The sequence below is a fragment of the Streptomyces sp. NBC_01717 genome (genome assembly GCF_036248255.1).
Taxonomy (GTDB): Bacteria; Actinomycetota; Actinomycetes; order Streptomycetales; family Streptomycetaceae; genus Streptomyces.
In genome coordinates, this window is sequence record NZ_CP109178.1 from 3,509,366 (window position 1) to 3,522,771 (window position 13,406).

At 69.4% G+C, this 13,406-nt stretch carries 14 protein-coding genes; 4 read left to right on the forward strand and 10 right to left on the reverse strand.

Features of this window, described 5'->3' with window-relative positions; genetic code table 11:
* Nucleotides 1-55: 55 nt before the first annotated feature.
* The 4 genes from OHB49_RS15755 to OHB49_RS15770 all read right to left on the reverse strand — a co-directional run bounded on the left by OHB49_RS15755 (nucleotide 56) and on the right by OHB49_RS15770 (nucleotide 3,861).
* Entirely contained in the window at nucleotides 56-811 is a 756-nt protein-coding gene (locus OHB49_RS15755) for an AIM24 family protein (RefSeq protein ID WP_030969704.1), read from the reverse strand.
* A 19-nt stretch (nucleotides 812-830) separates the two neighbouring features.
* A complete protein-coding gene (locus OHB49_RS15760) occupies nucleotides 831-1,511 on the reverse strand; it encodes an AIM24 family protein (protein WP_030915534.1) in 681 nt (226 codons plus the stop codon).
* Between the two features lie 11 nt (nucleotides 1,512-1,522).
* Entirely contained in the window at nucleotides 1,523-3,130 is a 1,608-nt protein-coding gene (locus tag OHB49_RS15765; RefSeq protein ID WP_329160976.1) for a TerD family protein, read from the reverse strand.
* Between the two features lie 107 nt (nucleotides 3,131-3,237).
* Nucleotides 3,238-3,861, reverse strand: coding sequence for a M48 metallopeptidase family protein (locus tag OHB49_RS15770; RefSeq protein WP_030969700.1), 624 nt, complete (start codon nucleotides 3,859-3,861; stop codon nucleotides 3,238-3,240).
* A gap of 280 nt (nucleotides 3,862-4,141) precedes the next feature.
* On the opposite strand from OHB49_RS15770, the gene OHB49_RS15775 reads away from it, so the two are divergent.
* A complete protein-coding gene (locus tag OHB49_RS15775) occupies nucleotides 4,142-5,317 on the forward strand; it encodes a ThiF family adenylyltransferase (protein ID WP_030969699.1) in 1,176 nt (391 codons plus the stop codon).
* Between the two features lie 41 nt (nucleotides 5,318-5,358).
* Nucleotides 5,359-6,780: an ABC1 kinase family protein gene (locus OHB49_RS15780; protein WP_329160978.1), complete on the forward strand. Its 1,422-nt coding sequence runs from the start codon at nucleotides 5,359-5,361 to the stop codon at nucleotides 6,778-6,780.
* A 30-nt stretch (nucleotides 6,781-6,810) separates the two neighbouring features.
* Here OHB49_RS15780 and OHB49_RS15785 read toward each other — a convergent pair whose 3' ends face one another.
* The 5 genes from OHB49_RS15785 to OHB49_RS15805 form a co-directional block, all read right to left on the reverse strand.
* Nucleotides 6,811-7,014 carry a hypothetical protein gene (locus tag OHB49_RS15785; RefSeq protein WP_030915520.1) on the reverse strand — a complete coding sequence of 68 codons (204 nt, stop codon included), beginning with the start codon at nucleotides 7,012-7,014 and terminating at the stop codon, nucleotides 6,811-6,813.
* A 166-nt stretch (nucleotides 7,015-7,180) separates the two neighbouring features.
* Nucleotides 7,181-7,504, reverse strand: coding sequence for a hypothetical protein (locus OHB49_RS15790; RefSeq protein ID WP_030915517.1), 324 nt, complete (start codon nucleotides 7,502-7,504; stop codon nucleotides 7,181-7,183).
* A gap of 32 nt (nucleotides 7,505-7,536) precedes the next feature.
* Nucleotides 7,537-7,905, reverse strand: coding sequence for a WhiB family transcriptional regulator (locus OHB49_RS15795; RefSeq protein ID WP_030915514.1), 369 nt, complete (start codon nucleotides 7,903-7,905; stop codon nucleotides 7,537-7,539).
* 172 nt (nucleotides 7,906-8,077) lie between these two features.
* Nucleotides 8,078-8,404 carry a hypothetical protein gene (locus OHB49_RS15800; RefSeq protein ID WP_267002109.1) on the reverse strand — a complete coding sequence of 109 codons (327 nt, stop codon included), beginning with the start codon at nucleotides 8,402-8,404 and terminating at the stop codon, nucleotides 8,078-8,080.
* 166 nt (nucleotides 8,405-8,570) lie between these two features.
* On the reverse strand, nucleotides 8,571-10,775 hold the full coding sequence (locus OHB49_RS15805) for an ATP-dependent DNA helicase UvrD2 (protein ID WP_443079527.1): 2,205 nt from the start codon (nucleotides 10,773-10,775) through the stop codon (nucleotides 8,571-8,573).
* A gap of 204 nt (nucleotides 10,776-10,979) precedes the next feature.
* Between OHB49_RS15805 and OHB49_RS15810 the strand changes: the two genes are divergently transcribed.
* Both OHB49_RS15810 and OHB49_RS15815 read left to right on the forward strand, forming a co-directional pair.
* Nucleotides 10,980-11,237 (forward strand): glutaredoxin domain-containing protein, encoded by a 258-nt coding sequence (locus tag OHB49_RS15810; protein WP_030969690.1) that lies wholly within the window; start codon nucleotides 10,980-10,982, stop codon nucleotides 11,235-11,237.
* A gap of 97 nt (nucleotides 11,238-11,334) precedes the next feature.
* Nucleotides 11,335-12,147 (forward strand): phosphotransferase, encoded by an 813-nt coding sequence (locus OHB49_RS15815; protein ID WP_329160982.1) that lies wholly within the window; start codon nucleotides 11,335-11,337, stop codon nucleotides 12,145-12,147.
* Nucleotides 12,148-12,516: 369 nt separating this feature from the next.
* Here OHB49_RS15815 and OHB49_RS15820 read toward each other — a convergent pair whose 3' ends face one another.
* Nucleotides 12,517-13,383: a bifunctional 5,10-methylenetetrahydrofolate dehydrogenase/5,10-methenyltetrahydrofolate cyclohydrolase gene (locus OHB49_RS15820; protein ID WP_329160984.1), complete on the reverse strand. Its 867-nt coding sequence runs from the start codon at nucleotides 13,381-13,383 to the stop codon at nucleotides 12,517-12,519.
* Between the last annotated feature and the right edge of the window lie 23 nt (nucleotides 13,384-13,406).

The following is a 13,406-nucleotide window of genomic DNA, read 5'->3' on the forward strand; positions in this document are numbered from 1 at the left end:
GGTAAGGGGCGGCCCCCCAGGAGGTCGCCCCTTACCCGTGTCCATGCGGTGCGGCTCAGTTCCAGGCGTTGTTCTGGTTCTGGGCGTGCGCTCCCTGCTGGCCCATGCCGTACTGGGCGCGCAGCCCCTGGCCGATCTGAGCGCTCTGCGGGGGCAGTACCTCGCTGGGCTGGACCAGGGCGAAGCCTTGTCCGAGGAAGCTCAGCTCCCAGCCCTCGCCGGTGTTGCCGCGCCGCCGCCAGACCCCGGAGGAGTGCGTCTGGGCCTGCATCTGCACCCGCAGCGAGCTGGACCAGGCGACGATCGCATCGGCGTCGACGTTGACGTACTTGTCGGGCGTGACCTGCATCATCAGCGGCTGGCCGGAGGTCATCAGAGCGACCTTGCCGGTGCCGGAGATGTTGAGCTGGTACTTGCCGGTTCCCGAGATGCCGTACTGGCTGTCCACGGCGATGACCTCGGTGTGCAGCGACGAGTCGAGCGCCAGGACGTAGGCGCTGTCCACCGTCATGCCGTCATGGTCCACGTCCACGACATGGACGTACTGCGCCAGGTTGGCGAGGTAGACGGTGCCCTGACCGGAGCAGCGCATCAGGTCGAGGCCCTCACCGGTGGTCGCGCGGGCGCGGCGCTGCCCGTGCGACTGGTACTCGCCGTCGAACTCCATCAGCCCCTGGTAGGCGACCATGGCGCCCTTTCGGGCGAGAACGTCGTCGCGACCGGTCAGCGAGACCCGCAGGAGCTGCGGGTTCTGCACGGTGTACCGCTCCTGGGACTGCTGTTCCGTGTAGCTGAAAAGCGGACTCTGCATGGTGTGTTCTCCCTCCCCCTCAGTTCCGGATCCGCAGGCGGTCCGTACTGTCCTCGCTCGGCTGGACGACGACGATGCCCTGGCCGGAGAACGCCATCTGGTACGCCTCGCCGCTTCCACGCCCGATGAGCGAAGAGGCCTTGAAGCTGCGCTTGCCCTTCACCTTGAGGTTCGGGGACCACGCCACGAGGGCGTCCGGGTCGACGTAGGTCTCGTCGTCGCCGCGTCCGCAGTCCACGACGATCGGCGTGCCGCGCGAGGTGATGGCGACCCAGCCGGTGCCCGCGATGCAGACGTTCCACAGTCCCTGGCCGGCGAACTTGGCCAGCCCCTTGACCCGCTCGACGCCCCAGGTGAGGTGGCCGTCGAAAGCCAGGACGTTGGTGCCGTTGACCGAGAGCGAGTCGTTGTTGAGATTGATGACGACCACATCGGCGCCGTAGTCGGCGAGGTAGAGCAGCCCGTCACCGGCGCACTTCATCAGGGGTGCGCCCTCGCCGGTGATCCACTGGGAGGCGATCTGACGGACGGCGGGCGGATTGGGTTCGTACTGGATGAAGCCCTCGTACGACACCATCGAGCCGGTCCGCGCGAAGAGGTCCTGGCCGGTGGCCATGGCGACCTTGAGCATCGTGCGGCCGTGGTTCTCCATCCGGGCCGTGACGGGGGTCGGGGCGAAGCCCGCGAGTTGCTGGTTCATGACGGGCTCCCTCAGACCTCGTAGGGCTGGACGACGATGAAGTTGCCGGGGGCTCCCCGGAACTGGAGGTTCACGGTCTCTCCGCTGTGCCCGGGGTACGCGTTGCGGCGCAGTCGGACCTGGCTGGAGATGATCACCTGGGACGCCGACGACCAGGCCACGATGGCGTTGCAGTCGGCGAACGTGGTCGGCGTGACCGGCAGGACGACGGGTACGCCGTGGGTCTTGACGATGATCGTCCCGGTGCCCTGGAACTGCATGGTGAACAGCGCGCCACCGGGGATGCCGTGGCCCTCGATCCTGCGGACCTCGTGCTGCAGCGACTCGTCGAAGGCGAGAACGCTCTCCGCCGAGACGCAGATGCCGTCGCCCTGGAGCTCGATGGCGTGCAGATGGGAGCCGTCCTCGGCGAGGAAGACCTGCCCCCGGCCGGTACAGCGCATCAGCTGCATCTCCTGGCCGGTGGCGTTGCCGACGATGCGGCCGGCGAAACCGGCGCCCTTGTAGCTGAAGTCGACCTTGCCCTGGTACATCACCATGGAGCCCTGGCGGGCGAGCACCGGCGTACCACCCATGGTGAGGTCGACCCGCATGAGCTGCTGGTTCTGCGGGGTCCAACGCTGGCCGGTGGCCGTCTCCTTGTACGGCTGGAGCGCGGCCTGCAGGCCGGCACCGGCCTGCGGCACCCCTTGCGGTACGCCCTGGGGCACGCCGGGGGGCTGCTGCCCGTACGGAGCCGGAGCCTGCTGCCCGTAGGGGGCGGCGGGCACGGGCTGGCCCGGGACCTGTCCGAACTGCGGCTGCTGGGGCGGCTGGCCCGGCTGCCCGTACGGAGCCGGGGCCGGTGCGGGCGGCGGCACGGTGCCACCCATCGGCGCCATCGGCGCCGCGATCGTCGGCGCGGCATGCATCTGCTGCTGCGGGGTGGGGGCCGGGGCCTGCGCGGCCGGGGCCCCGAAGGAAGGGGCGGGCTGGGGGACTTGGGGGGCCTGCGGGGCAGCCGGAGCGCCGAAGGACGGGGCCGGGGCGGTCGCCTGCGGCGGCGGGGCGAACGACGGGGCGGCTGCCTGCTGCGGCGCGGCGGGCGCCTCCTCGGCGACCTCACCGCCGAAGTTCTTCAGCAGCGCGTCGAGGCCACCGTCGAATCCCTGGCCGACGGCCGCGAACCGCCAGACGTCCTTCAGATAGAAGTCGCCCAGCATCACCGCACGCTCGGTGGTGAACTCGGAGCCGGTGAAGGCGTACCTGACGACTTCCTCGCCACCCGCGACGATCCGGATGTACCCCGGACCGACCTGCGACATCTGCCCCGCACCGTCGATGGTCGCGGTGAACGACAGCTTGTGGATGTTCGCCGGAATGCGGTCCAGCGTGACGCGGAACGACTCGGTGTCACCGGCCTGGGCACCAAGGAGCTGAATGGACTCCTCCGGCGATTTCGGCTGGTTGAAGAAGATGAAATACCGGTCGTCGGAGAGCTGCTCATTGGCATCGAGGCCGAAGCAGCTGATGTCAAAGGTCAGTCCCGGGCCGGAGATCTGCACACCTACGTACAGGTCCGTCCCCGGCGTGAGATCGCTGATCTTGGCCTTGTGGCCGCGTTGGAATTCCCTTGCCATGCGTAACGACCGTCCCCCATCCCGAATGTGAATGCGTCGCGCCAGGCTAACCGCAAACTCCGACATTGAGCTAAGTCGGTACACACCCGGTACAGAATCACCGAACGTCACTCGCTTCGGGCGGCCGGCAGATGCGGCAACCGGTCGGCCGCCACCACTCCTTCGAGGTAGCCACGGGCCCGCTCGGTTCGCGGATACGCCTCCAGCAGCCGCCAGAACCGCGGCCCATGACCGGGGACCAGGAGATGGGCGAGCTCGTGGACGAGCACGTAGTCGACGACGTACTCCGGCATGCCCTGCAACCGGTGCGACAGACGGATGCTGCCCTCCGCCGGCGTGCAGGACCCCCATCGGGTGTTCTGATTGGTCACCCACCGCACCGACGCGGGTCTGGCCCGGCCGTCGAAATACAGGTCTGACAACCGCTCGGCCCGCGCGGCGAGTTCGCTGTCACCGAGGATGCGCTTGCTCTCCTGGGCGGCGAGTTTGTCGAGCATCACGCTCACCCAGCGCTGCTCCTCCGCCTCCGACATCCGGGCGGGGATCAGCACGATGGTGCGGTCGCCCTCCCGGTACGCGGAGACCGTTCTGCTGCGGCGGCTGCTCCTGCGGACCTCCACCGCGCTCGTCGCCGAGACGCGGGGCGGATGGCTGGCCGCGCTGCGCTGATGATGTCCGGCGCTGCGCGCGGAGGTCTCGCCGGCGAAGCCGGGTGACGGGTCGGCGGGCACGCCACGACGTTACCCGCTGTCAGTGGGGGAAGTCCCGCCCCCGGGGCGGTTGGCGCTTGATCCACTCCACGGCATGCACCATTTGAACGACTAATACCCCTGCCTGTGGATAACTTTCTGCACGTTTCGACGCCTGCCCGCATTCTGGCAACGGATCTCGCGAAGCTCCGGCCACGCCTCGCGCACAGAGACCGCAGAGCGACCACACAGAGATCGCACAGAGATCGCGCACGGACCGCACCGACGCCGGCCGGCGCGACGGACAGAGACCGGGGAAACCATGCATCCGATGTTGAAGCCCGCACTGCGCCGCGCCTGGCGCGGCAGGAACACCGTGCAATTCGGAGTGACACCCGCTCACGCGGTGAAGCTCGGCCCGGTGGATATCGCCACCGGAAGTTTCCTGGAACTGCTCGACGGAACGCGCGGCCTCCCGCTGCTACGCGAAGAGGCACGGGCGCTGGATCTGTCGGACCATCAAGTGGACACACTGGTGAGGCGCTTGGGGAACGCGGGGCTGATCGACGATGTGCGGGCCGGCGGCCCCGAAGCCGCAGCGTTACGGAACCGGGCCGACGTCCTGGAGCGGCAGCGTCCCGACCTCGCGTCACTCTCGGTCATCCACCCCGAACCGGGCGGCGGGATGCGCAGACTGGCGGCCCGCCGTGCGATGCGGGTCCAGGTGAGAGGCGCCGGCCGGGTCGGTGCGGCAATCGCCGCGGTGCTGTCCGGGTCCGGAGTGGGCCGGGTCGAGGTTCTGGACGGCGGAGTCACCGAGCCCTCCGACATCGCGCCGGGCGGGCTTCCCGCAGCGGCGGTCGGAGAGCGCAGGGACACCGCAGCCCGGCAGTTGGTCCGTCGCTCGGCCGTCGGCTCCACTCATCGGGCGACGGGGACGGCAGACGCCGCGGCGAGTGACACGTCAGCGGGTGGCCCATCTGCGAGTGGTGGTCCCGGGCTGTCGTTGGTCGTGGCCGCCCCTCGGGACGGTCTCGCGGTGTACGCCCCCGATCCCCGCGCCGCCGAACCGTGGATCGCGTCGGGCATTCCTCATCTCTATGCCGGGGTGATCGAGGCCACCGGTGTGGTCGGCCCCTTGGTCCTGCCCGGCGGTACGGCCTGCGCGGGATGCCTGGCGCTGACCCGCACCGACCGGGATCCGCAGTGGCCGAGGATGCTGACGCAGTGGCGGTCCGGGCGACGCAACGCGGTACAGGCGTGCGACCTGGGGCTCGCGACAGCGGTGGCCGGTCTCGCCGCGGCCCATGCGCTGTCCTTTCTGGACGGCGAACTGCCCGCCAGCACAGGGGCCAGGTGGGAGGCTGCTCTGCCGCTGTTGGACTGGCGGTCGGAGCAGGTCGGAGCGCATCTCGACTGTTCCTGCGGAGCGGGTGGGCACACTGTGGGGGAGCGCACCTCTGGGCTCGGCACGACGCAGGACACAATGGCCGGGTAACCGCCGCACGCGGCACGGCAGTCTGGGATTTGGAGGGGCGTATGTCTGATCTACCCCGGAAAGCGGTCACCCGCACCGCCAGGTTGGCCGCGCTGCCACTCGGCTTCGCCGGCCGGGCCACGTGGGGTCTGGGCAAACGGATCGGCGGCAGGTCCGCGGAGATAGTGGCCCGCGAGCTCCAGCAGCGGACGGCGGACCAGCTGTTCAAGACATTGGGGGAGCTGAAGGGGGGTGCCATGAAACTCGGTCAGGCCCTGTCCGTCTTCGAGTCGGCGCTGCCCGAGGAGGTTGCCGGGCCGTACCGGGCGGCGCTCACCAAACTGCAGGAAGCCGCGCCCCCCATGCCGACCCGCACCGTCCACACGGTGCTGGAGGAGCGGCTCGGTGAGGACTGGCGGGAGCTGTTCCTCGAATTCGAGGACAAGCCGTCGGCCGCCGCCTCGATCGGGCAGGTGCACCGGGCGGTCTGGCACGACGGTCGCGAGGTCGCGGTGAAGGTGCAGTATCCGGGCGCCGGGGAAGCCCTCCTCTCGGATCTCACCCAACTCAGCCGGTTCGCCCGGCTGCTCGGCCCGCTGATCCCCGGGATGGACATCAAACCGCTCATCGCGGAGCTGCGCGACCGCGTGTCGGAGGAGCTGGACTACGAACTGGAGGCGCGGTCCCAGCAGGAGCACGCGGAGGAGTTCGCGGACGATCCCGATGTGGTGATCCCCGATGTGGTGCACCAGTCGGACCAGGTGCTGGTGACGGAGTGGATCGACGGTGTGCCGCTCTCCGAGGTGATCACGGACGGCACGCAGGAGCAGCGGGACCGGGCGGGCCAGCTGCTGGCCCGCTTCCTGTTCTCGGGTCCGGCGCGCACGGGTCTGCTGCACGCGGACCCGCATCCGGGCAACTTCCGGCTGCTGCCTGCGGAGACGGAGGACGGCGAGGCCGGGCAGTGGCGGCTCGGGGTGCTGGACTTCGGCACGGTGGACCGACTGCCGGGCGGTCTGCCGCAGCCCATCGGGGACTCGTTGCGGCTCACGCTGGCGGGTGACGCGGAAGCGGTGTACGAGCTGCTGCGCGAGGAAGGCTTCGTCAAGGAGTCGATCGACCTCGACCCGAATGCGGTACTCGACTATCTGCTGCCGATCATCGAGCCGGCGCAGGTGGAGGAGTTCACCTTCACCCGGAGCTGGATGCGCAATCAGGCCGCTCGGATAGCGGATCTCCGCTCCCCCGCCCATCAGCTGGGCAAGCAGCTGAACCTGCCGCCCGCCTATCTGCTCATACACCGGGTGACGCTGAGCACGATCGGGGTGCTGTGTCAGCTGGGTGCGACGGTGCGGCTGCGGGACGAACTGGAGTCCTGGGTCCCAGGGTTCCTGCCGATCGAGGACCTGCCCGTCGAGAACCTGCCGATCGCGGACCTGCCTGAGCAGGATCAGCGGGTGGGCGACGCGGCAGCCGAGGCATAGGCCCCCGGGACCGGGCCGGGGGCAGGCCTGTCACCACCAGGGCGAGTCGAGGCGGCCTTCGATCGCCCTGATATGGCTGCGGGCACAGTTGTCACAGAAGTACTGGCGTCTGCCGTTCTCCACGGAGCAGACCCAGGTCGGCGGCGCGTACTCGCTGTCGGCGGCGGTGTCGCACCGGGCGCACACCACGACATGGCCGCCCGGTTGTGCGGGGTGATGAGTCTCCTCGTTCACCTCGTGACGATAACTCCGTCCCCGCCGCGCGGCACGTCACCACACAGCACGACCGCGGGGCCGGTCCGTCCGGACCGGCCCCGCGGAAGGGGTACTGACAAGAGGTACTGATCGCTGCCGGGCAGAGCGGCTGCCCGGCAGCGGGTGGAGCGGTTCTTCGGCCTGACTAGTGCATGACCGCCATGGCCAGCGCGCGGCGGGCGCGCATCGAAGCGCGCTCCGCCCGGCGCTGCATCCGCCGGGCGGAGACCAGGCGTACGGCCTGGCGCTCCGCATCGGCTTCCCTCAGGCGGTCGTGCATATGCGCACGAGCCAGAGCTTCTGGGATGAGTTGCATTTCGCGGGTCCTGTTCTGACGCGAGTCGTTCGCGCCGATGCTTGTGACGTTCGGTGTCGCGGAGCCGACGGGCTCATTCGTGGGGACGGACATTGGTGCCTGATTTCGGGGATCGTGGGTTCGGGGACGGTCGATGGTTCCGATGCGCTTCATGGGTTTGGGGGCCGTGACCCCCAGGCCGGCGATCACGCCGCGACCGGGTTCTTGCGCGGACGGCCACGCGGCCGCTTGCGAGCGACGACGACGCCCTGGATGAAGAGCTCGCCACCCCAGACACCCCACGGCTCGCGGCGCTCCTTGGCGCCGGCGAGGCAGGCCTCGACGAGCGGGCAGGTGCGGCAGAGGGACTTGGCGTACTCGACATCGGCCGGCGACTCGGCGAAGAAGACCTCCGGGTCGTAGGAACGGCAGGGGACGGGCACGCCGAGGTTCTCGATGGCGTCGTCGAGCGCGGTGAGCGCAGTGAGGGGGATCAAGGTGGAGTCCTCCGTGAGGCCGGGCGGGGGGATCGTTTCGGAAGGCGGTACGGACGGGGCGTGCGCTTCGAGTTGCACGGTGGTGGTGTCCTCGTCTGGTCGTTCCGGCCGGTCGGCCGGGTGGCTGCTGGTACCGGGTGCTGCTTGTCCCGAGGCGCCTTCTCGCTGTGTCGTCCGTTTGGACAAAACAAAAGGGCCGCGGATCCCGAGTGGGGTTCCGCGGCCCTGAAGGCGCCGGCCTGATGGTCCATCAGGCTGGATCACTCCAGGGTTCAGGCCCACGGAAGGCCCACATCTTGTGGTGGTGCGTCGTCTGCTGCTCGGCTCCGGCACCGACTGCCGCAAAGGCATAGGCCGCCTTGGCCTGTCCCTTCGCTACTGCTGCCGTCGGTGCCTGGGTCGGTCGCTCATTGCGCTCCCGCACGGGGAGGCTCGCCAGGGACAGCGGGCTGACGGCGGAAATGCCGGACAGACCGGTGCCACGCAGCGAAGATTCCGAAGAGCAGGCGAGGCCGAGCGAGCAGGCGGAGACGACCGACAGATCGGTCATTTTGTTGGTCTCGATGATGCTGATCACGACAATCGCCTCCTCTCGGCGTCTCGGGGGGACCGGTCTCGCCGGTCCTGCGTATTCGGATAAGTACAGCACGGGGTGAGGGCTTCAGAGAAGTCGCTGTTCCCGTGGTTAAGAACCTATGGTGATGACTGGGGCAGGCGCAAACTATTTTTTCGACGAGTTTTTCTCACACCTCCTCGTCATCTCCTCCGAGCCCCTCGTCTGGGTCCTGGCCTGCACATATGGCCAGCACGGCGGCGCCGAACCGGTCCAGCTTCCGGACACCGACCCCGGAGATTCTGGCCAGTTCACCGTCGCCGGCCGGGACCGCCTCCGCGATCGCCATCAGCGTCTTGTCGGTGAACACGCAGTAGGCCGGCTGGCCGATCTCCTTGGCCTGTTCCGCACGCCAGTCGCGCAGCCGCTCGTACAGCCCCTCGTCCATGTCGGAGGGACAGTCCTCACAGCGCATCAGTTTCATCTCACCCGCGTCGGTGAGGGTCTTGCCGCAGACCCGGCACAGGGCGGGGCCACGGCGCCTGCGCTTGGCCGCCGCCGGCCGCTCGACGCCTCCCCCGCCGCTTCCTCCGGTGCCGGCCGCGCCACGGCCGCCGCCGAGCGCCGCCGAGCCGGGGCGCAGCCCGTTGAGGAAGCGGCTCGGGCGCCGTCCGCCGCGGCTGCCCGGCGACCGGGACAGCGACCAGGACAACGAGAGATGGAAGCGCGCCCGGGTGACGCCGACGTACAGCAGTCGGCGCTCCTCCTCGATCTGCTCGTCGGTCTTGGCGTAGGTGATCGGCATCATGCCCTCGGTCAGCCCGACCAGGAACACGGCGTCCCATTCCAGGCCCTTCGCCGAGTGCAGTGACGCCAGCGTGACTCCCTGGACCGTGGGGGCGTGCTGGGCGGCCGCCCGCTCGTCCAGCTCCGCAACCAGGTCGGAGAGCGTCGCCCCCGGCTTGGCCTGTTCGAAGTCCTCGGCCAGCCGGACCAGCGCGGCCAGGGACTCCCAGCGGTCGCGCACCGCCCCGGAGCCGGCGGGCGGCTCCGTGGTCCAACCCTTGGTGGAGAGGACCGCCCGCACCTGCGAGGGCAGCCCCTCCGCGTCGTCGAGCAACGAGTCGTTACCCCCGGCGCGGGCGGCGCCGCGCAGGGCGACGCCCGCCTCCCGTACCTCCGCGCGCTCGAAGAAGCGCTCCGCTCCCCTCAGCTGGTACGGCACGCCAGCGTCGGACAGGGCCTGCTCGTAGACCTCGGACTGGGAGTTGACCCGGTAGAGCACGGCGATCTCGCCGGCCGGGACGCCCGCAGCGATCAGGTCGCGGATCCGGCGGGCGGTGCCCTCGGCCTCGGCGGGCTCGTCCGCGTACTCCGTGTAGGCCGGCTCCGGTCCCTGCTCGCGCTGCGAGACCAGTTCGAGCCGGTGCTCGGCGGCGCGGCCGCGGGCCTGGCCGAGCACGCCGTTGGCGAGATGGACGACCTGGGGCGTGGAGCGGTAGTCCCGGACCAGTTTGACCACGGTCGCGTTCGGGTGGCGGGTGCGGAAATTCAGCAGGTGGTCGGGGGTGGCCCCGGTGAACGAGTAGATCGTCTGGCCGGCGTCCCCGACGACGCACAGGTTGTCCCGGTCACCCAGCCAGAGGTCGAGGAGTCGCTGCTGGAGCGGGCTGACGTCCTGGTACTCGTCGACCACGAAGTGCTGGTACTGGCGGCGGACATGGTCGGCGATGTCATGGCGGTCCTGGAGGATCGCCACGGTGAGGAGCAGCACATCCTCGAAGTCGATCACCGAGCGGTCGCGCTTCAGCTGCTCGTACATCGCGTAGATCTGGGAGATCTCGGCCGGATCGCGCGGGGCGTCCCGCTGGGTCTTGGCGACCACGGCCGGGTAGTCGGCGGGCACGGTCTGGGTGACCTTCGCCCACTCGATCTCGCTGGTGACGTCCCGCAGCTCGTTGCGGTCGAGCCGGATGCGGCAGCGGGCGGCGGCTTCGGCGACCAGCTGGACCTTGCGCTCCACCAGCCGCGGCAGATCACCACCGACTGCTTTCGGCCAGAAGTACTGGAGCTGGCGCAGGGCGGCGGAGTGGAACGTCCGCGCCTGCACCCCGGCCGCTCCGAGCTGGCGCAGTCTGCCCCGCATCTCGCCCGCGGCCCGGTTGGTGAACGTGACAGCCAGCACACTCGTCGGCTGAAGTATCCCGGCACGCACCCCGTACGCGATGCGGTGCGTGATCGCGCGCGTCTTGCCCGTACCGGCTCCGGCCAGCACACACACCGGGCCGTGCAGGGCCAGGGCGACCTCGCGCTGCTCGGGGTCCAGCCCGTCGAGCACGGCGTCCGCCGACTCGGGGACCCGGGGGAAGAGAGAGGAATGCGTTGCTGATGTCACCCCGCCATGCTGCCAGGTCGGGAGAGGCGGACGCGGAAGTTGTCCACAGGGGAGCGGCATCCGTCGTACCAATGCAGGGGCGGCTGCGGGAATGGCGGCCAGGTCACGTACGTTCCACTCCCTGCGGGGGGCACCTTTCCAGCTTTTCCGCGAGACGCGGCAACGCAACGTGACGAGACGAACGAGACAGAGGAGCGGGAAAACATGCCGGGCACTGTGACGATGTACAGCACCACGTGGTGCGGATACTGCCGTCGGCTCAAGGGCCAGATGGACCGCGAGGGCATCACGTACAACGAGATCAACATCGAGCAGGACCCGGCGTCCGCGGCCTTCGTCGAGAAGGCCAACGGGGGCAACCAGACCGTTCCGACCGTTCAGGTAATTTCCTCCAACGGTGGTGCTGAGGTCGTGATGACGAACCCGAGCCTTGCCCAGGTGAAGCAGGCGCTCGGCGTCTGACTCACATGACGCCCACGACCCCCGACCGGCCTGGCGCCGGATCGGGGGTTTTGTATGCCCAGGCTGTACGAGGCGGCCTGGCGGTAGCGTGATCGACATGACGACCGAGGACGAAGCGGACTGTGAGGCGCTGGTCGGAGGCATGGTGAACGCGGGCGCGGTCTTCCGCCGGGGTGCGTTGGTGGAACGCCCGGCACCGCACAACGCACACGCCCTCCATGCCCACCTCCTCGCGCTGAAAGAGCACGGCTTCGACGCGGCTCCGACTCCCGTGGGTCTGACTGCTGACGGTCGTGAGCAGCTGACCTTCATTCCTGGCGACGTGGCTCTGCCACCGTTCCCGCCCTGGGTGCTGACGACAACCGCTCTCGAATCGGTGGGGATCCTGCTGCGCCGCCTGCATGAGGCCAGCGCGACCATCGCGGTCGACACGGACGTCGAGTGGCCCCAGGACCTCGCCGACCCGGAGGGAGGAACGATGTTGTGCCACAACGACGTGTGCCCGGAGAACGTCGTCTTCCGCGACGGTCGTGCCGCCGCCTTGATTGATTTCGACCTGGCGGCTCCGGGCCGTCCTCTCTGGGACGTAGCCATGGCCGCCCGCTACTGGGTTCCCATGCTTGATCCGGTATCCGCAGCTGCCCTGTATCCCGCCGGATTGGATGCGCCTGCACGGCTGCGGATCCTCTCCGACGGCTACGGCCTCTCGGCGGGAGAGCGCGCCGAATTGCCCGGCGTGATCGAACAGGCCACGGAGATCTGCCGGGCCTTCGTCGCCCGCCGCGTGGCTGACGGTGATCCTCTCTACCTCCAAGCGCTGGCCGACCGTGGCGGATGGGAACGCTGGGACCGCATGCAGGCCTGGCTGACCGACCACCGCGAGACGTTCACTGTCGCGCTGCTGGACTGACGTGCTCGGGCGCTGATCCCCCTCACACCTGCCGAGGACCACCGGGACCACACCGACGCCGGACGCCAAGTGTGCGACTTTCCCGTTCTGGAAAGTCGGGCATCTTGGCCTTGCTGTCCGCAGGTCGAAAGCATCGAACGTGACAAGGACTGTCGACGTGAGGGGGAAGACGTGGGTGCACCGTTGCGGAAGCTGTCGAGAGACCTGGAGTGCAAGAATGATCGGCGTCTGATCGCGCGCTTGCGCCCCTCGCGCCGGCGCGAAGTGCCAGGGCGAAGAGCCGGCACCAAGAGCCCGCGTGAACGCCCGTTGCCCTCCGGTCGCCCCGGAGGGCAACGGGCGTTCTCGTACCCGGAAGCCGGCTTCGGGTCACCCCGCCGCGACGCCGAGCTGCCGGGCCGCCGCCGCGACCGTCTGCTCGAGAAGGACCGCGATGGTCATCGGTCCGACACCACCCGGGACCGGGGTGATCAGCCGCGCCCGCTCGGCGGCTGTCTCGGAGTCGACGTCGCCGACGTTGCCCTCGTTGTAGCCGGCGTCGATCACCACGGCACCCGGCTTGATGTCCGCACCGGCGATGAAGCGCGGCTTGCCGACCGCGGCCAGCAGGATGTCCGCCTCCCGCACGATCGACGGGAGGTCCGCCGTTCGTGAGTGGCAGTACGTCACAGTGGCGTCCCGGCCCAGCAGAAGCATCCCGGCGGGCTTGCCGAGGATGGCACTGCGCCCCACGACGACCGCCTGCTTTCCCGCGAGGTCGACGTCGTACTCGTCCAGCAGGCGCACGATTCCGCCGGGCGTGCAGGAGACGAAGCCGGGCAGGCCGAAACTCATCGTCGCGAACGAGTGCATGGTGACCCCGTCGACGTCCTTGGCCGGATCGATCGCTTCGAACGCGGCGCGTTCGTCGATGTGCGGTCCCACAGGGTGCTGGAGCAGGATGCCGTGGACACCGGGGTCGGCCGACAGCGCGGTGACCGCGTCGACCACATCCTGCGTGGTCGAGGTGGCGGGAAGGGCCACGTGCCGCGACTCGATGCCCGCGCTCTCGCACCGGCGGCGCTTCATCCGGACGTAGGTCACCGAGGCCGGGTCCTCCCCTACCAGCACCGTCGCCAGGCAGGGTGCCGTCCCGGTGCGCAGCCGGAGTTCCGCTGCCGTCGCCGAGCTGGTTTCGATGATCCTGCGGGCGAGGGCGGTGCCGTCCATCGGACGGGCTGTCTGAGATCGGGCCACGTTTCGCTCCTGGGTGTCACGAG